Here is an 18136-nt window from a genome sequence, read left to right on the forward strand (position 1 = left end):
AGCAGAGGGTTGGCGGGGCTCCTGCTGCCTCTGGAGGACATGGCGAAAACGCGGAAAAATGGCCGCTCCGTTGCCCAAGTAACATCGAGTTGCTATTTTGGGCGGATAAACGCAATGTTTAAACCGTTGCCACCACTCCGCATGCGGTACCAACCTGCACTGCTTGATCAGGTGTGCTGAATAGTTCTGCGATGCAGTTTTGCAAGGGGTAGGCCTGCTTTCGGCATTAATTAATGGGTGTAGGAATATTCCAAGCCTGAATTTTCCTGCGCTGGCCGTGCCGCAATGGTTACAACTTTAGCGTTGAGCCCGGTGTTGAATGAACTCTAAATTCAGCCGACCTAAACCGCTGGCTCAGGAATACAGCCATGATGCAGGCGTTGAGTCGTAACCCCGGAACACGTTCTCTGGCGGTGGGCTATTGCTTTTCCAAATGTGGTGAGTTTGCGTTCGAAGCTGCGTTTGCTGTGGCAATCGTGTCCATGACCGAGGCGGATCTGCTTTTGATTGGCATCGCCTATTTCTTCCGCTACTTGCCGAGCATGGTGTGTTCACCCTTGGGCGGTTGGCTGGCAGATAGCGCCGACAAGAAACGAATACTTTTGGCGGTAGAGGCGGCCAAAGGCCTGCTGGCACTTGCCTTCTTTACCTTGTTCAGCTTGTCCTCACCCGTGTTACCGGTCCTGGTCGGCCTTGCGATGTGATGACAGCGCTCGAATGCCTTTATGTGCCTGCGTTTCGCGCGTACTTTCCCGAACTTGTCGCAAAGCAACAGCAGGCCTCGGTCAACAGCGGTATTCAGGTGATCGAGGATGCTGCCTCGATTATCGGGCCTCTGGTGTTTTCGGCATGTGTGTCACTGCTGTCTCGCGAAGCAACCTTCCTGTTCTTTGCGGCGTGCCTGGTGTTGTCGGCCATTTCCATCGCTACCCTTGGGCCTGCCAGGCAGGGCGTCCGGCAGGTATTCGATGGGCGCGCCATTGTCCGGGATGCGGCGCGTAGTGTAAGTCAGCTCAGGGTCAGCAATGCGCCTTTGTTTGCTGTTATTGGCTGCACCACGCTCTGTGCGATGTTCGCCACGTCGGTGATTCGCTTCATTCTTCCTGCGTCAGTGCTGGAACACTTCGCCTCTGAAGCGGCGGTGGGTTACGTATTTTCACTGCTTGCTGCAGGCACCGTATTGGGTGGCATGCTCTACACACGCTTCAACCCGCGCACAACCGCACGACTGGTGGTGCGTTACTGGGTGCTGTACGGCGCACTGTTTTTTGCTGCAGCCGTGGCACTGCAATTCAACAGCTGGCTGTTTCTGCTGTTCTTGTTCATGGTCGGCTTCATGGGGGCATTTGTCGACATCGCGATCGTGACCAACATCCAGTGCTTGTCGAACGAGCAGGAAGTTGGCAGAAATTTTTCCCTCTATTACTTCACAGCTGTCATTGGTGACGCCGCTTCAGGGCTGGTTGCCAGCCTGGTCTTTGTGCTTGCGGGGCCGGCCACCTTGATCTGGATGACGCTCATGCTGTTCATCGCGCCAGTGCGCTGGAACCTGAAAGCACATTCCCTTGATGGCGACCATCGTGAATAGCCCGACGTGCGATGTTGGCGCATGGGGCAAGCTTGAGTTGCAGGGCGTCAGGCGGGTAATGCCGAGTGAGCGCATGCCTGCCGATACGCCCCTGGTGTCACCCCGTAGGCCTGCTTGAACTGCCGGCTCAAATGGCTCTGGTCGGCAAAGCCAAGGTCGAACGCCACCTCCGAAGCGGTCAGGCCGCTCTTCAGCATTTCCCGGGCGCGGACCAGGCGCCGCTGCTTCAGCCAGGCGTGCGGCGGCTGGCCGGTGGCCTGGCGAAACACCCGGGCGAAGTGGAAGGGCGACAGGTTGACGGCTGCCGCCAGCGCTTCGAGCGAGGGCGGGTCGGCCAATTGGCTTTCCAGCAGTTCGCGGGCGCGGGCCACGGCCAGGGGTTCGTGGCCGGGGGCCGAGGGTTCGGCGCATTGCCCGTGCCGCTGCACCAGGGCCAGTACCGCCTGGCGCCAGGCGGTCTGTTGCTGCAGGGCGCTGGCGCCGTTTTCGGACAACTGATGGAGTTGGCTGAAGGCGATGGCCAGGGCCGGGTCGTGGATCACGCTGTCCTTGAAGCTGGGCATGCCGTGGCGGCCCAGTTCCAGTTCGTCCAGTACACCGGTGACCCGCTCGTGCTCGGGGTAGAAGCCGCGATAACGCCAGCCCGCCTCATGGGCGGTGGCGCCGGTATGCAGCTCGTCGGGGTTGATCAGCACCATGCTGCCGACCGGCGCCAGGTGCTCACTGCCCCGGTGCCAGAAGCGCTGGGCGCCGGATTCGATCACGGTGAATACATAGCCTTCATGCACATGCGGGGCGAACCGCTGCTGGACGTAGCGCGCGTGCAGCATCTCGACGTCGCCCAGGGCCGGCGCTTGCCAGAGGTGTGTCTGTTCGCGCAGGGGCGGGTTCATGCCAGCCAGCTGCGTAGAAGGAAGAAGATCAACATGCTCACCAGCATGCTCAGCAACACGCTGCGGGTCAACAGTACCAGGGCGATGGCCACCAGAGAACCCAGCAGGTAGGGGTTGAGCAGGCTCAGGTTGAGCTGGTGGTCGGGCATGAAGATGATCGGGCCGCAGATGGCAGTGAGCATGCCCGGCACGGCAAAGCCGAGGAACTGCCGGGCGTTGGAGCTCAGCCGCAAGGGGAGCCGTGGCTCCAGGAACGCGTAGCGGTTGAGGAACACAATGGCGCCCATGGCGAAAATCAGGATCCAGGTCATGCTCGGGCTCCGGCAAATTTCTGGCAGATGAACCCGGCGCTCATGCCCAGCAGGCCTGCGACCACCAGGGCGGTTTCCCAATGCCAGTGGCTGAACAGGACCGAGCAGAACAGCGACACGGCGACGCACACCACGGTCGGCAGGTTGCGCACCAGCGGTGCAATCAGGGCGACGAAGGTGGCGACGATGGAAAAGTCCAGGCCGAGTTGGTCCAGGTGGGGAATGTTCTGGCCCAGCAGGATACCGGCCAGGGTGAACAGGTTCCAGGCGACGTAGAACGTCAGGCCTACCCCCAAGGCGTACCAGCGGTTGAATTGCTGCTGGTCGTACTGGCTGGTCAACGCGAAGAATTCGTCGGTCAGCAGAAAGCCCAGGCCCAACCGCCAGCGCAATGGCTGGCTGGACAGCACCGGGCGCATCGACAGGCCATACAGCAGGTGCTGCGAGGTCAGCAGCAGGGTGGTGAGCAGGATCGACGCCAGGTTGGCGCCGCCCTTGAGCATACCAATGGCGACCAATTGCGCGGCACCGGCGAAGACGATGGCCGATAGCCCTTGCCCCTGCCAGGCACTGAGGTTGGCCTCGATGGCCATGGAACCGGCCAGCAGGCCCCAGGGGGCGACGGCCAGGGACAACGGCATGATGGCGATAGCGCCGTGAAGGAAGGCTTGGCGAGCGATGTGGGGCATGATGGCTGCAACGCGTGTACGAGGCAGATCAGCATGCCAGACGGGGCGGGGGATGGCTTGAACGATCTTGCTGATCGGGTTTGATTTCAAGGCAAACACAAGCCCTGTAGGAGCAGCCTCGTGCTGCGAAGAGGTCATTACAGCCGAAAACAATCTTTAGCCTTACCGGCCTCTTCGCAGCACAAGGCTGCGCCTGCAGTGATCGCGCGGAATACAAAGTTTGAGTGAGACAGTTGCCCAACAGGGACCGCGTCTGGCAGAGGATCACGGGCGGCTGGTCAGGTGCTGTTGCGCTGTCACGCAGCCGTTGATGTCCACGGCTTTCTGCAGCAGGCTCAGACGGTGCGGTGGGTCCAGGTCGCCGAGCAGGCGGTACACCTCGGCCTGGTAGTCGCGCTGCCGGCCCCAGAGCATTTCGAGACCTTGAGGCTGGCTGCGGCTGCAGGTCAGGCGGGTGGCTGGCTGCGGGTAGTAAGGGGCGTACACGGTGGCCATGCTGGGGATGGCTTCCAGCGCTGCACGGTACTCGCTGCTGGTGTTGTAGGGCCGGCACCAGGTAGCGATCGCTGGCGCGGGTGCAGCAAAACCCTGCTTGAGACTGGCTTCGAGCAACGGGCAGGCGGCATCCGGTATTTGCGTGGCGGGCAGATAAGTCATGTAGTACAGCGCCAGGCGGTACTGCGCAACCGGGTGGCCCAGCTCTACCGACTTTTTCAACAGGGCAACCGCTGTCGGCAGCGTGTGGGCCATGGCTTGGCCCTGGCGGCTGAGCTCGGGGTCGCTGCCCAGGGCGGTACGCAGGGTGCTGGTATCGTCGCCCTGACGATCGGCCTGCTCCAGCAGCGGCAAGGCCTGGCGGTAGAGCAGGTCGGCGTGAGGGTCGATGCTCACCTCCAGCGCGTGCGCAGCCAGCGGCATCAGGGCGACCAACAGCGGGGTCAGGCGTCGCGTGCGGCTCACAGGCAAGCCCCGTGGACGGCCAGGCAAGGAGGGGCGGCTTCGATGTTAATAGCGGTCAAGCGTACGCCTCGGGAAAATCGGAACGACGGCCTATTCTAGCCACCCAAGGGGGGTGGCCGGAAGACCACTCGGCAACTGTCAGACGAGCTTGATCGGTGTGACCTTGCGTTGAGCGTGTTTTTCCTGGGCGAGGCCAAGTTTTGCGGTAATCACTTTGGCCAGGGCGTTGTTACCCAGGTCGTTCAGGTGCAGGCGGTCGATGAACAGGTCCGCGCCGAACACCGGCGAGCTGCTGAGCATGCTGTTCATGTCGTAGCAGGGCACTGGGTCGGCCTGGCTTTTGATACGGCGGAAAAAGGCCGAGTGCAACTGGCTATCGAATGCGCCGTCGAGCAGCCGGTCGAAGTTCGCCGGTTGTTGCTCCAGCGCGGCCAACATGGCTTGCTCACCAACGGGCAAGGTGTCCCGACACCAGGGCAGCAGCGGCTGCAGGATGAAGGTGAGGGTGGCATGGCTGTCTGCCAGCAACCTGTCCCACTGACGCAAGGTCCGGCCAATGCTGTCGGCCGCGCGAGCCAAGCGCTTCTCCGGGGGTGACAGCGGCCAGAAGGCCGGGGGGGCGGTCGCAGGTGTGGTCAGGGCCTGGCCGATGCGCCGCCACAGTGACTGCCGGCGGGGTGGTGCGGCAGGCTGCATGCCTTCGCTGAAGCTGTTGAGAAAGGCCTGGTAGGCCTTGGCGTGCTGTGGGTCGTTGGGGCTGGCGAGGACTTCGCACAGCGCTTCATGGGCCAGGCTGTTGAGGCCACTGAGCACCACCACGTGGCCGAGTTGGCCAAGGCGGTGCTGGTGAGTCAGGAACATCAGCAGTTCCTGGCCAGCATTGAGACCGCAACCGGCCAGGCTCAGCCACACCTCGCCGGTAAGGGCCGACAGGTGCGAGGCCACCGTGTGCTCGTCGGAGCTGGCGCCGATACCCAAGGCGGTCGAGCCGCCGACCAGCAGGTTGATACGTGAGGCGCCGCCGCGTTCTGCCGCCGAAAAACGCTTGCCGGCAAAGTGGCTGTAGCGCAGGCCAAGGGCATCAGTGTTGATGGTTCCGGACCGGTAGCCGGTTTCATGCACGTGCACAGTGTGCGGCGCACGGCGGCTGCCCAACAGCAGAAAGCGTTGGTAGTCCTGCTGCAACGGTGAAGGAGACGGGCCTGTATCAGTCGCTGTCATGGTCTTTCCTTCTGTTGCACCGGGCGTTTCGCATCCGCTTCAGGCCGCCAGTTCGTTGAGGTTGTACAGCAGGCCGCCAGCGGCAATCAGCAGCAGGGCAACGCCCGAAGCCAGGCTGATCACCCGGTTGCTGCGCTGCGAAGCGATCTTGCCGATGGCGAAGATGTACAGGCTGAGCACGGCGAAATCGATGGCCACCCACAGCAGCGACAACACCACCATGCTTTTGCCGAATGACTCGGTGATCTGGATGAACTGGGGGAAGAAGGCAATGAAGAAAATGATGTCCTTGGGGTTGGAAATGCCCACCATGAAGCCTTGCAGCAGCCCGCCACGCCCGGTTTTGGGTGTTTCGCTCGTCGCGTCCGGGGCCGGCGCCTGCAGCACATCTCTTAAAGTGCCCACGGCGATGTAGCCGATGAACAGGCAGCCCAGCAGGCTCATGGTGCTGAGCCATGCCTTGTCGATGGCGGCACTGGTGAGGATGATCCAGGCTGCGGCACCGATCAGCACCAGTGAGGCCCAGTTGGTGCCAACGGCAGTGAACATGGCCTTGCGCGAACCGGATGCAGCCGCGGTGTTGACGATCAGTGCCACTACGGGGCCTGGGGTGGCGATGAGCAGCAGGACGGTGAGGGCATAGGTGGCGGTGAGTGCGGTATTCACGGTCAGTTCTCGATCAGTAGGTCGGGTGTCGCCGGGTATGCGGCATGTGCGTGGAACGGGCAGCGTGACGGGTTGAGCGAGCCAGCCTCCTGCAACTGGTACTGCTTCCACTCGAAGTTGTCGTCATCGCCGAAAAAACCCAGGGTGTCAGGCATGACGCCGTCGTTGTAGTGGTGCACGCGCTCGCGAATACGCTCGCGGATTCGCTTGCCACTTTCGGTACTGGCGTTGGCCACTTCGTCGAAGTTCGCCCGTGGATTGATGACGAAGGTGATGTGATGCCCCAGGTTGCGGCTTTTCATCTGCTGGTGGCCGGGGAAGTTCATGTTGATGAACAAGGGCATGCCGGCATAGCAGAACGACCAGCCGTTGTCGTCGGGGTCGGTCGGCATGCCCTGCGGCCATGGGTGCGGGTCGCGCGCATGCACGCCACGCAGCACCTTCCAGGCCAGTGCCTGCTGTTCGGCCAGGGTGTAATCGGCGGCGGTTTCGAGAAACACCACCAGCGGGCTGCCGATGCGCTGCTTGGGTGTGATCGGGGCGATGGCGCGCACGTAGTCGGCCAGACCCTGGGCGATATCATCGGCGAGTTGCTCGGCACGGGCGAAGAGTATGTGGCAGGTTTCGCCGTTTACCGCCTTGCGGCCGAACAGGCAAGGGAAGTCGGGGTTGGCGAGAATACTGCGAAAGTGTTCTATGGTTTTGAAAGTCCAGTGTTGCGTAGTGCATCCATGTTCAACGGCCAGCTCTAGCGCATCCAGGCGATAGCAAGTTCCATATCCCGTAAACATGATTTCCCCAGGCGTTAATTAAGTGAACGTTCCAGTCATATGCAGGCAGGATCTTGGTTATCTTTATTATTTACCTGCATTTTCCGAGACGCTCTCGACGTTGTAAAACGCGTGGAACTGTGACCTACTATTAGTCTTATTCATGCTCGGGACGCCGCCATGTCGGAACGGATTCAGGCCTTGCACGCCCTGCGTGCCTTCGAGGTGGCCTCTCGCTATGGCTCTTTTACCCGTGCGGCGGAAGAACTGGCCCTGACCCAGGGGGCGGTCAGCCATCACATCAAGACCCTGGAAGCCCTGTTTGGCTGCGACTTGTTCGAACGGCGTGGCCCGAAACTCAGCCTGACCGAGCACGGGCGCCTGCTGGCGCAAGAGCTGAAAGTTGGCTTCAAGATCATCGAAAATGCTTGCGCATTGCTGCGCCAGGACCGCTACGGCTTGCGCTTGAAGGCGCCTTCCACGCTCACCGTGCGCTGGCTGTTGCGGGCGCTGGATGCGTTCAAGAAGGCCGAGGACAACTGCAGCGTGCAACTGTCCAGCGTGTGGATGGACATCGACACCGTGGACTTTTATTCCGAGCCCTACGACTGCGCCATTCTGTTGGCCAGCGGGCGTTTCCCCGCCGATATCGAGAGTTTCAAGCTGTTCGATGAGTGGTTGATCCCGGTGTGCCACCCCGATTACATGCCACAGGCCCAACCGGCCTTGGCCGACCTCGCCCAGTGCGAAATTCTGCACCCGTCACCCGACCGGCGCGACTGGCGGCGCTGGCTGGCGCGGATGGACGCACTGGACATCAGCATCGACCAGGGGCAGGTGTTCGATACGCTCGACCAAGGTATTTCGGCTGCGCAGCAAGGCCTGGGTATTTCGGTGGTCGACCTGGTGCTGGCCAGTGCCGACCTGCAGGCCGGGCGCCTGGCCACGCCGTTCAAGCATGCAGTGGCCACCGGTGACGGTTACTACATGACCTGGCTCAAGGCCAGCCCGAAAGCGCGGCAAATGCACAAGCTGCGCGACTTCCTGCTTGGCCAGGTGCCACCGCTGGCCCACAAGGACATCAACTATCTGTACGGTTGAACACCCGCTCAAGCATGAAATCGATGAACACCCGTAACTTCGGCGGCACCTGCCGCCCGGACGGCCACAGCAGATAGAAACTGCCACGCCGCTCCATGAAGCTGTCGAGTACGCTGACCAGTGAGCCGTTGCCCAGTTCGCGACGTACGTTGAAGTCCGGCAGGCAGGTGATGCCACGGTGGTTCAAGGCAAAGCAGACGCGTGTCTCGACATGGTTGCAAACCATCGAGATGGGGATGTCGTAGGCTTGTTCGGGGTGCTCCTGGCGCAGCGGCCAGGTTTCCAGCTTGCCATTGCTCGGGAAGCGATAATGCAGGCAGGTATGCGCGGCCAGGTCGCGCGGGTGCAAGGGTGTGCCGCGTTCGTGCAGGTACCCGGGCGAGGCCACCAGGCGGTGCTGGAAGTGCCCCAGGAATTTGGCGTTGAGCCGCGAATCCACCGGCTGCCCACCGCGCATCACCACATCGAAGCCTTCGCCGACGATATCCACCATGCGGTCGGAAAAGTCCAGGTCCAGTTCCACCTGCGGATACAGCGCCATGAACTCCGCCAGCGCCGGCATCACCAGCGCTGTGACCTGTGGCATGCTGACGCGCAAGCGGCCACGCGGGCTTACGCTGGCCTGAGACAGCGCCTGCTCGGTGGCCTCGATTTCGGCCAGGATGCGCCGGCTGCGCTCGAGGAACAGCGTGCCTTCGGCGGTGAGGGTGATGCTGCGTGTGCTGCGGTGGAACAGGCGCACACCCAGGCGGCTTTCCAGGCGCGCAACGCGTTTGCCCACGGCCGAGGCACTGATACCCAGCGACTGGCCGGCGGCGACGAAGCTGCGGGTTTCGGCCACCCGGTTGAAGACCACGAAGCCGCTGAGGCTGTCCATGCTGCTTTCCTGATTGCGGACATGGGTGTCCGGGGTGAGCGGCATTGTAGCCACCTTTTTCCGCAGTAGGCTTCCCTTGCAGACTGTCCGCCTTGTTTTCCTGCTCAAGGCACTTGCAATGTCACAGACATCCTCCCCCCTGCTGCTGGATGCCAGCCGCGAACGCCTGCCCGTCAGCGGGCTGCTGGCGTTGGCCATGACCGGCTTTATCGCCATCCTCAGCGAAACCTTGCCGGCGGGCTTGCTCGACCAGATCGCCAACGGCATGCACATCAGCCAGGCCATGGCCGGGCAATGGGTCACGGCCTATGCGCTTGGCTCGTTGCTGACGGCAATCCCGCTGGTGACCCTGACCCAGGGCTGGTATCGCCGGCGGGCCCTGTTGCTGGCGATCATCGGCTTTGTGCTGTTCAACGGGCTGACTGCCTTGTCGACCTCCAACAGCGTGACCTTGGTCCTGCGCTTTTTCACCGGCGCTGCCGCCGGGCTGGCCTGGGGCCTGATCGCTGGCCATGCCCGGCGCATGGTGCCGGTGGCACAGCAGGGCCGGGCCATGGCGTTGGCCATGCTCGGGCAGCCGATTGCCTTGTCGCTCGGGCTGCCGATTGCCACCTGGCTGGGCGCCGGGCTGGGCTGGCGTGCAACGTTTGTTGTGGTCACCGTGGTGGCGTTGCTGCTGGTGGTGTGGGTGCTGCGCTCGGTGCCGGAGTACCCGGGGCATGCCGCCGGCAACCGCCGGGCGGCCAAGCAGGTGCTGCGCACGCCGGGGGTGTTGCTCGTGCTGCTGGTGATCCTGAGCTGGATCCTTGGCCACAACATTCTCTACACCTACATTGTGCCGCTGCTCGCGGCGGCCGGCATGGCTGCCGACATTGGCCCGGTGCTGATGGTGTTTGGCCTTTCGGCTCTGGCCGGAATTGGCATGGTGGGGTTGCTGGTCGACCGGCATTTGCGCACGCTGGTCTTGCTCAGCCTGGTCGGTTTTGCCTTGGCCACACTGGCATTGGGGCAGGCGTCGTCGTGGTTGATGTACCTGAGCATCGCCCTGTGGGGCCTGACCTACGGTGGCGCACCCACCCTGCTGCAGACCGCCTGTGCCGATGCTGCGGGCGAGGGCGGAGATGTGGCGCAGTCGATGCTGGTGACCGTGTGGAACAGTGCTATCGCCCTGGGTGGGATCGTGGGGGGCGTGTTGCTCGCGGGGGGCGGGACCAAAGCCTTTGGCGCAGTGGTGTTGGTGTTGATCGCAGTGGCTTGGTCGCTGGCCTGGGCGGCGCGCAGAAGTGGCTTCGTGGCGGGGGCTCGCTAGCGTAGAATTGCGTTTTTCAGCAGAGGTCGACGCAGTGGAGTTGCAGCAGGGTTTTGTGCTGACCCGTCATTGGCATGACACGCCCGAAGGCACCTGCGTGGAGTTCTGGCTGGCAACTGATCATGGGCCACGGCAGCTTCGTCTGGCCCCACAGGTTTCGGTGGCATTCATCCCGCAGGTGCATGAGGCGCATGCGCGGGTGTTGCTGGCCAACGAGCCCGGCGTCGAGCTGCGGCCACTGCGCCTGAAGGACTTCGACCAGCGCCCGGTGCTGGGGTTGTACTGCCGGCAGCACCGGCAACTGATGCAACTCGAGCAACGCCTTCGCACGGCGGGTATCGAGGTGTTCGAAGCGGATATCCGCCCACCCGAACGCTACCTGATGGAGCGCTTTATCACTGCCCCGGTACAGTTCACCGGCCAGCCCGATGCCCAGGGCGTGCTCTGCGATGCTCAGCTCAAGCCCTTGGCAGGTTATCGCCCGCCACTGCGCCTGGTGTCGCTGGACATCGAAACCAGCGAGCGCGGCGAGCTGTACAGCATTGCCCTTGAAGGCTGTGGCCAGCGCCAGGTGTACATGCTCGGCCCGGCCAATGGCAAGGTCCACGGCCTCGATTTCGACCTGCACTACTGCGCCGACCGTGCTGCACTGCTGAGCTGCCTCAATCAGTGGATGGCCGAGCATGACCCGGACGCAATCATCGGCTGGAACCTAGTCCAGTTCGACCTGCGCCTGCTGCATGAACACGCCAAATCGCTGGAGGTACCGCTGGCGTTGGGGCGTAAGGGTGCACTGATGACGTTGCGTAGCCATGCCGGTGGTGGCCACGTATTTGCCGATGCCCCGGGGCGGCTGTTGATCGACGGCATCGAGGCGCTGCGCTCGGCAACCTGGAGCTTCCCGTCATTCAGCCTCGAGAGCGTTGCCCAGACGCTGCTCGGTGAAGGCAAAGCCATCGACACGCCGTACCAGCGCATGGACGAGATCAACCGGCGCTTCGCCGAGGACAAACCGGCCCTGGCGCGGTACAACCTCAAGGACTGTGAGCTGGTTACTCGCATCTTCGCCCACACCCGCCTGCTCGAGTTCCTCCTGGAGCGCTCGTCGGTCACTGGCCTGGCGGTAGACCGTAGCGGCGGATCGGTCGCCGCGTTTTGCCACTTGTACATGCCGCAGATGCACCGCATGGGCTTTGTCGCCCCCAACCTTGGCAGCCGCCCTGAAGAAGCCAGCCCCGGTGGCTTCGTCATGGATTCGCGTCCAGGCCTGTACGACTCGGTGCTGGTGCTGGACTACAAGAGCCTGTACCCGTCGATCATTCGTACCTTCCTGATCGACCCGGTGGGCTTGGTGGAAGGCTTGCGTGTTCCCGATGACCAGCATTCGGTGGAAGGCTTCAGGGGTGGGCGCTTTTCGCGAAGCCAGCATTGCCTTCCGGCCATCGTCGAGCGTGTGTGGCAGGGCAGGGAGGCCGCCAAACGTGATGGTAACGCGGCATTGTCGCAGGCACTGAAGATCATCATGAACGCGTTCTACGGTGTGCTGGGCTCCAGCGGTTGCCGCTTCTTCGACCCCCGGTTGGCCTCGTCCATCACTATGCGTGGGCACCAGATCATGCGCCAGACCCGGGCATTGATCGAGGCGCGCGGCTATGACGTGATCTATGGCGACACCGACTCTACCTTCGTTTGGCTCAAGGGTGCCCATGCCGAGGAAGACGCGGCGCGTATCGGCCGCGAACTGGTGGCCGAAGTCAATCGATGGTGGCAAGCACATTTGCACGAAACCATGAACCTGCAGAGTGCCCTCGAACTGCAGTTCGAAGTACATTACCGGCGCTTCCTGATGCCAACCATTCGCGGTACCGAAGAGGGCAGCAAGAAGCGCTATGCCGGCCTGGTGCAGCGGGCCGACGGTTCTGAGGAGATGGTTTACAAAGGCCTGGAGTCGGTACGCACCGACTGGTCGCCGCTGGCCCGGGCGTTTCAGCAGGCGCTCTATGGCCGTGTGTTTCGCGGCGAACCCTACCGCGATTATGTCCGCGAGTATGTGCGGTGTACGTTGGCGGGCGAGCAGGACGCACTGCTGGTATATCGCAAGCGCCTGCGCAGGCCGCTGGCCGACTACCAGCGCAACGTGCCGCCGCATGTGCGTGCCGCACGTCTTGCCGACGAGTACAACAAGCGCCTGGGGCGCCCCCTGCAGTACCAACGTGGCGGCTGGATCAGTTACGTGATTACCACCGCCGGCCCTGAGCCGCTGGAAAACCTGCAGGCACCGATCGACTACGACCACTACATCAGCCGGCAGCTACAACCGGTGGCAGATGCCATCCTGCCCTTTGTCGGCGATGATTTCGCTCGCCTTACCGACCAACAGTTGCTGCTGTTCTGAACGGGTGGTAGTCGGGTAGGCGTCAACCCGGCGCAACAGTCTTCAGACTCGCATCTCCATGCCATCAAGGAGGCAGAGATGCAGAACACTAGCAGTCAACTACCAGCTGCGGCCGATACCCTTGCCAGGGCGCAAGCCTGCCAGGACCAGTACATCGCGCAGCGGCTGCCGACCTGGATGATGCGGCTGAGCGTGGCAGAATTCACTCTCTTGACTGAGGCGCTGACGCAATTGCTGGCCTGCCGCGAAGGCCTGTCGGCAGCGCTGGCGCAGCTAAGCAACCTGGATGCATTCACACAGACCTTGCTGCAAGAAGCGCTTGGCGCTCACGGCGAACTCGACGCTGATCGGCTGTACTTTCGCCAGTGGTACACCTTCACCTCGCCCACCGTCAGTTATGTGACCAGCAGGCTCCCAGTCGTAGGCAGCGACTACTACGAACTCCCCTTGCTCGAGGCCGCTCTGGGCAACTTTACCGCAGACCAGCTGCGCGAGCAGCCGCGTGGCAACTGCCTGGTGGATGAGCACGGCGTAAAGCGCAGTGAACTGTCTGCACTGGCCTTCGCCAAAATGTGTCGAGCGCTGGACCTTGGGCAGAAGTACCAGGCGCATCTGGACGCTGTCCTGCAGCCCGAAGTCAGAGGGTTGCTGGCGCGAAGGGAACGTTACAGCATGCTGGTAGATGCTCTGCAAGCCAGGGCGCAAGATGTGTTGAGCGCAGGCCAGCTGCAGTGGGTGGTGGAGTTTTGCCTTCAGGGCACGCTGGGCAAGCTCGAAGGCGCACCTGTTCACATCCGGCAATTGAGGGTGCTCGGTTGCAGCTTGCAGCAGATCGTGGTGCTGGACGTGATCGATGAGGGCTTGCTGTACAACACCAGCAAGCTAGTGCTGGTGTATGTACCGGGTGACCCGCACGGCCCCTGGAGCGTGCGCAGCGACCTGGAAGATTATGCCCGCCGGGTGCTTGGCAACCGCCTGCGCGAAGAGGGCTATCGGCGGTTTTTCAACCGTTTCGTGCGCCGTCGCGATAGCCAGCGATTCTTCTCGGCCGTCAGCGAACGGCTCGATGACGTTAGCGACTGGGCAACCAGGGACCTGGATGAGCAAACCTGTGCGTATCGCTTGCCGCTGTTCGAACATATCGCTGACGACTGGGTCGCCCGGATCAAGGACGATGCTGCAATCATTGCCCCACCCGTGGCCATGCTTGATCGCGAGGTCCAGGCAGCGCATAACCGCCGTTTGCGCGCTGAAGGCTGGACCCTGGCGGGGATCGCAGGGTACTTCGTGCCCGGCATTGGCGCGGTGTTGCTGGGGGTGATGGCCTGGGAGCTGCTTGAGCAGACGTTTCAGGCTGTCGGGGACTGGCAGGACAACGAGCGCAATGCGGCGCTGGCGCACCTGCTGAATGTAGGCAAAGGCCTGCTGGCTGTCGGGGCAACCGTCGCCGTGGTCGCCACGGTGCGTCGCGCCTGCATCGAGGTGGACAAGCTGGTGCCGGCGCAGTTGGCCAGCGGTGAAGAAAAACTGTGGAACGCAGACCTGGTGCCCTATCGCGGCGAAGCCCCGCCGGACGCGGCAGTGCTGGACAGGGAGGGGGTTCACCAGCTGGGCGAGCGTCGCTGGATCAGCATGGATGGGCACTGGTATGAGGTGAGTTGGCGCGACGCCGATGAACAGTGGCAACTGCTCCCTTATCAAGGGTATGCACCGCCGCTGCGTCACAACGGTGCCGGCGCGTGGCGGCTGTGGTGCGAGCAGCCCGCCGAGTGGGATGACACACGCCAGCTGTTTCGTCGTCTGGGCAGGCCATTGAGCGATCTCGATGACGCGCAGATCGATCAGTCGCTGGCCATCCATGGCCTTGATGACCAGCACTTGCGGGCTTGGCATGTGTATGGCCGGGCGCCAGAAGCCGTGCTGGTGGACACCGTTTACCGCGTGCTCCTCGCCGGCCGCATCCGCACGTTGGTCAATCAGTTGCGTGAAGGCGTGGCCACCGCTGATGCGCAGTTGCTGGAGCGGGTGATTAATCTTCCTCAAGCCGCCGGCATGCAGGGTGCAGCACTGGCTGATGTGGCTTGGGCAGGGCGGCGAGAGCTGTTCCAGGAATTGTACGAAGAGCAGAATCCCGACACGCCGACGGGTCGCTCGCTACGCCGGGATTTTGCCAGCCTGCACCGCTTGGCGGCAGATGAGGTGCTGCGCGATGCCAGCGAGGATGACCTGCAGCAGCTTCGCGAGACCGGCCGCGTGCCCTTGTTCATGGCCGAGGCGGCAAGGTTGCAGGTTGCGCGGATCCGAATCGCGCGCGTGTATGAGGCGCTGAGCATTGATACACCGCAAAACCTCGACCTGGCGCGGGTGGTGCTGAATCTGTTGGGCCACGTGCGGGGTGCGCAGGGGCCTGGGTGGAGATTGTTTGACGGGGATGCCAGCGAGCCGTTGCTGACGATCGAGGGAACGGGGCAAACATTCGACCTGCTTCACCAGCATGGGGTGTTTCGCTTGCGCGATCCTGCGCGGCCTTCTGTCAGTCAGGCGGGCGAGCTGTTCGAGACCCTGGCTGCAGCCTATGACCACCCGTCTCAGGCGGCCATCGGCCAAGGCCATGCTTTCGTGCCCGCACTGCGCCAGGCGCTGGCGAATGTTGCAACCGGTCAAAGGCAGGCGGTGGTAAGTCTGCTTAGGCTGGAGCGGCCAAGCGGCTCGTTTTTCGCGCCGCAAAGGCTTGATGATGGCCGGATTGGCTACCCCCTTGCTGGCGGCCGGTTATGGGCCGCGCTGGGGCTGTCCAGACCGAGGGCGTCTCAGGCACGGCTTCGAGACCTGTACCCGGCCTTCAGTGATGAGCAGATCGGCCGCTGGCTGGCGCAAGACAACGCGCAAGCCAGGTTGCGTACGCTGGAACAGCAATTCGCACTGCTCAACACCCACCTGAACAGATGGGTACGCAATGCCTTTCCGACACCTGAGCTGGCCGCCCGGCGTGAGTTCAGAAAGGGCCTGACCGACTGCTGGCGCTTGCTTGTCCCCGAGCTTCAAGACAGTGCGGCTGTGCAGAGGGGGCGCTTCATGCTGACCCAGACCCGCAGCCGCTTGCAACAACTGCCAGTACTGCCGGCGCAAATAACTTTTCCGCACGTCTCAATCCTGGCCTTGCGCTCCATGCGCCTGGAGCGGATTCCGGATGAGTTCCTGAGGGCATTTCCCAACTTGCGCAACCTGGAAATCACCCATTGTCGGCTCAGGCGTTTGCCTTTGCCGATGATGCTTACCCAAAGGCTGGAGGTGCTCGATCTGTCGGGTAACCAGATCGTGCTTGACGAAAGCCAGGCACTGATTCTTGCGGCTTGTCGTTCGCTGGTATACCTGAACCTTTCGGACAACCCTCTGGGCAGGGCATTTTCCGTTTTCGCAATGACCGAGCTACATGCGCTGCACCTGTCAGGCACCCAAATGCCCGAGTTGCCTTATGGGGTGCTCGAGGTGCCTGACCTGCAAACCCTTGACCTGAGTGACAACAGTATCTCTGCACTGCCCGATGGCTTTTACCGGTCGCAGCTATGGCGCGCAGGCAGAGTCGGGCTTTCTGGCAACCTGCTGGCGGCGACGCCTGAAGGGTTTTCGGCCTGGCACTGGCTTGAGGCAAGCCGGGTTCCCTACCGGCTGCGTTTTCTCGATGTATCGGCAGCTGAACGTCGCGATGAAATGGCCATGCTGTGGGTCCATCTTGAAGCCGACGAGCAATCGGCCGATTTCTTCAATACCCTGTCGGTGCTCACGGCCTCGGGAGCATTCAAGTTCTCTTCGACCGCGTGCGCGCTCGCATCCCGTGTGTTCGACATGTTCCAGGCGATGAACGAGGATGATGCACTCAAGCGTGAAGTGTTCGAACACGCCGCGGCGACCGACTGCCAGGATAACGCCACGGCCCGCTTCGCTGATCTGGAACTGCGGATGATGATATGGCGGGCGCAACGCGGCGGGGTTGCCCAGCAGCCTGAGCGGGCCTTGCTCTGTCTCGGTGGTCGGTTGTGGCGGTTGGCGTTGCTCGATCAGATTGCCGCAGAACACGCCCAACGGCAGGGGGCGGGCAATGAGTCGATCGAATTCGCCTTGGCATACCGGATCGCCTTGCGCAGGGCTTTGGATTTGCCTGGCCAGCCAGACGAAATGCTCTATCCAGGTATTGCTGCGCTAAGCAAGCAGGATATTCGTGTGGCCCGGGACATGGTCCTGGCGGCACAGACCCGGGAAGGCGTTGCACATTATCTGTCACGTCAGTGGTTCTGGCAGGATTACCTGCGCAAGCGCTTCCCCGTTCGCCTGCAAGTGCCGCATCACATGCACGACGAACTGGAGCGGCTGATGGCCCTGGGTGGCCGGGAGGAGGAAATCGCACGGTTGCAGATCAGCAATCAGCAACGGGAGCACGCAGTATTGCTGCAGTTGACGCTGGAAGCGCTGGACATGCATTCGCCGCGTCTTCTCCAGTAGCGGTTCAGACCTCGGGCAGGTGGGCGTTGCGCCAGTGGCTTTGCGCTATGCTCTGAGTGGCGGTGATGTTTGCGCAGATGTTGCCGGCCGGTTATGGAAATCGGAAGTTACCTTTGTGCCGAGCACGTCTGGGGCTGCTGGTTTAGTCTCCCGCGTCGGATCTTTCTCCATGATCTGTAGTCTTTGGTTTATCGAGAGAATAAGGAGATACGCATGCTCGTCCGGTCACTGACCCTCGCTACTTTGCTCGCTGTCACCGGCCCGCTGCTGGCGGCTGACAGTGACGCACCGCTGGCCAAGGAAGTGGGCAAGGCCAGGCCCTTGGTGGTCATTGCGCCTAGCAGCGCAGACCCAACCTTGCGCGGATTGAACAAGGCTCTGGAGGACCCGGCCACCCAGGCGGCCTTCAAGGAGCGCAACCTGGTGCTGTACAGCGTCGCCAACATGATGGGCAAGCGCGAGGACAAGAACCTCGAACAACAGACCACCATGGCCCTGATTCGTGAGCTGAAGCTGGGCGCGAGCAAGGGCACCAAGGTGATCCTGGTGGGCAAGGACGGTGAGCGGCACATGCTCAAGGACGACGACTCAGGCGAGGCCATCGACCCGCAGGTGATCCTCAAGGCGGTGGATGAACTGCCCGCAAGCGAAAAGGCCGTGGCTGCACCTGAACCGGTAGCGGCGGCACCGGAAACCAAGGCCAAGGCCAAGGACAGCAAGCCAGCCAAGCCAGCCAAGCCGGCTGCGCCGCCAAAGCCGCTGGAAGACTGAACACCTGCATTGGCTGGCCGTGCGACCGGGCGTGTGTAGCGGTGGGGGGCAGCAGTGTATCGACGGTGCTGGGGTTGTGTGCCGA

Annotated in this window: 13 protein-coding genes and 1 pseudogene; 6 read left to right on the top strand and 8 right to left on the bottom strand. The window is 62.4% G+C overall.

Annotated elements, in window-relative coordinates:
- The first annotated feature begins 371 nt into the window (after positions 1–371).
- Positions 372–1588 (top strand): annotated as a pseudogene (locus OZ911_RS10080) (MFS transporter).
- 47 nt (positions 1589–1635) lie between these two features.
- Here OZ911_RS10080 and OZ911_RS10085 read toward each other — a convergent pair.
- The 7 genes from OZ911_RS10085 to OZ911_RS10115 form a co-directional block, all read right to left on the bottom strand.
- Positions 1636–2481: an AraC family transcriptional regulator gene (locus OZ911_RS10085; RefSeq protein WP_016485957.1), complete on the bottom strand. Its 846-nt coding sequence runs from the start codon at positions 2479–2481 to the stop codon at positions 1636–1638.
- Positions 2478–2792, bottom strand: coding sequence for a branched-chain amino acid transport AzlD family protein (locus tag OZ911_RS10090; RefSeq protein WP_010953340.1), 315 nt, complete (start codon positions 2790–2792; stop codon positions 2478–2480). Before OZ911_RS10090 ends, OZ911_RS10085 begins: the two co-directional genes overlap by 4 nt.
- The gene (locus tag OZ911_RS10095) at positions 2789–3481 is read right to left on the bottom strand and encodes an AzlC family ABC transporter permease (RefSeq protein WP_024717703.1); all 693 of its coding nucleotides are present in this window, start codon (positions 3479–3481) and stop codon (positions 2789–2791) included. The genes OZ911_RS10090 and OZ911_RS10095 overlap by 4 nt, the downstream gene beginning before the upstream one ends.
- A gap of 264 nt (positions 3482–3745) precedes the next feature.
- The gene (locus OZ911_RS10100) at positions 3746–4441 is read right to left on the bottom strand and encodes an SEL1-like repeat protein (protein WP_016485959.1); all 696 of its coding nucleotides are present in this window, start codon (positions 4439–4441) and stop codon (positions 3746–3748) included.
- A 138-nt stretch (positions 4442–4579) separates the two neighbouring features.
- Positions 4580–5662: a hypothetical protein gene (locus tag OZ911_RS10105; RefSeq protein WP_060518814.1), complete on the bottom strand. Its 1083-nt coding sequence runs from the start codon at positions 5660–5662 to the stop codon at positions 4580–4582.
- 39 nt (positions 5663–5701) lie between these two features.
- On the bottom strand, positions 5702–6328 hold the full coding sequence (locus OZ911_RS10110; protein WP_016485961.1) for a LysE family translocator: 627 nt from the start codon (positions 6326–6328) through the stop codon (positions 5702–5704).
- 2 nt (positions 6329–6330) lie between these two features.
- Entirely contained in the window at positions 6331–7119 is a 789-nt protein-coding gene (locus tag OZ911_RS10115) for a YqcI/YcgG family protein (RefSeq protein WP_016485962.1), read from the bottom strand.
- Between the two features lie 159 nt (positions 7120–7278).
- On the opposite strand from OZ911_RS10115, the gene OZ911_RS10120 reads away from it, so the two are divergent.
- A complete protein-coding gene (locus tag OZ911_RS10120) occupies positions 7279–8199 on the top strand; it encodes a LysR substrate-binding domain-containing protein (RefSeq protein WP_016485963.1) in 921 nt (306 codons plus the stop codon).
- Here the strand turns inward: OZ911_RS10120 and OZ911_RS10125 are convergent.
- Positions 8180–9076 (bottom strand): LysR family transcriptional regulator, encoded by an 897-nt coding sequence (locus OZ911_RS10125; RefSeq protein WP_024717702.1) that lies wholly within the window; start codon positions 9074–9076, stop codon positions 8180–8182. The genes OZ911_RS10120 and OZ911_RS10125 overlap by 20 nt on opposite strands.
- 118 nt (positions 9077–9194) lie before the next feature.
- On the opposite strand from OZ911_RS10125, the gene OZ911_RS10130 reads away from it, so the two are divergent.
- The 4 genes from OZ911_RS10130 to OZ911_RS10145 all read left to right on the top strand — a co-directional run bounded on the left by OZ911_RS10130 (position 9195) and on the right by OZ911_RS10145 (position 18051).
- Positions 9195–10385, top strand: coding sequence for an MFS transporter (locus OZ911_RS10130; RefSeq protein WP_016485965.1), 1191 nt, complete (start codon positions 9195–9197; stop codon positions 10383–10385).
- Between the two features lie 34 nt (positions 10386–10419).
- Positions 10420–12780: a DNA polymerase II gene (locus tag OZ911_RS10135; RefSeq protein WP_070086799.1), complete on the top strand. Its 2361-nt coding sequence runs from the start codon at positions 10420–10422 to the stop codon at positions 12778–12780.
- Between the two features lie 78 nt (positions 12781–12858).
- Positions 12859–17280, top strand: a complete 4422-nt coding sequence (locus OZ911_RS10140) for an NEL-type E3 ubiquitin ligase domain-containing protein (protein WP_016485967.1) — start codon at positions 12859–12861, stop codon at positions 17278–17280.
- A 213-nt stretch (positions 17281–17493) separates the two neighbouring features.
- Positions 17494–18051 (top strand): DUF4174 domain-containing protein, encoded by a 558-nt coding sequence (locus OZ911_RS10145; RefSeq protein WP_016485968.1) that lies wholly within the window; start codon positions 17494–17496, stop codon positions 18049–18051.
- Positions 18052–18136: the final 85 nt, after the last annotated feature.

Source organism: Pseudomonas fortuita (assembly GCF_026898135.2).
In the GTDB taxonomy this organism is placed as follows: Bacteria; Pseudomonadota; Gammaproteobacteria; order Pseudomonadales; family Pseudomonadaceae; genus Aquipseudomonas; species Aquipseudomonas fortuita.

Coding starts and splice junctions, on each gene's coding strand:
- OZ911_RS10085 (WP_016485957.1), bottom strand. CDS start 2,481: ATGAACCCGCCCCTGCGCGAACAGACACACCTCTGGCAAGCGCCGGCC.
- OZ911_RS10090 (WP_010953340.1), bottom strand. CDS start 2,792: ATGACCTGGATCCTGATTTTCGCCATGGGCGCCATTGTGTTCCTCAAC.
- OZ911_RS10095 (WP_024717703.1), bottom strand. CDS start 3,481: ATGCCCCACATCGCTCGCCAAGCCTTCCTTCACGGCGCTATCGCCATC.
- OZ911_RS10105 (WP_060518814.1), bottom strand. CDS start 5,662: ATGACAGCGACTGATACAGGCCCGTCTCCTTCACCGTTGCAGCAGGAC.
- OZ911_RS10115 (WP_016485962.1), bottom strand. CDS start 7,119: ATGTTTACGGGATATGGAACTTGCTATCGCCTGGATGCGCTAGAGCTG.
- OZ911_RS10120 (WP_016485963.1), top strand. CDS start 7,279: ATGTCGGAACGGATTCAGGCCTTGCACGCCCTGCGTGCCTTCGAGGTG.
- OZ911_RS10125 (WP_024717702.1), bottom strand. CDS start 9,076: ATGGACAGCCTCAGCGGCTTCGTGGTCTTCAACCGGGTGGCCGAAACC.
- OZ911_RS10130 (WP_016485965.1), top strand. CDS start 9,195: ATGTCACAGACATCCTCCCCCCTGCTGCTGGATGCCAGCCGCGAACGC.
- OZ911_RS10140 (WP_016485967.1), top strand. CDS start 12,859: ATGCAGAACACTAGCAGTCAACTACCAGCTGCGGCCGATACCCTTGCC.
- OZ911_RS10145 (WP_016485968.1), top strand. CDS start 17,494: ATGCTCGTCCGGTCACTGACCCTCGCTACTTTGCTCGCTGTCACCGGC.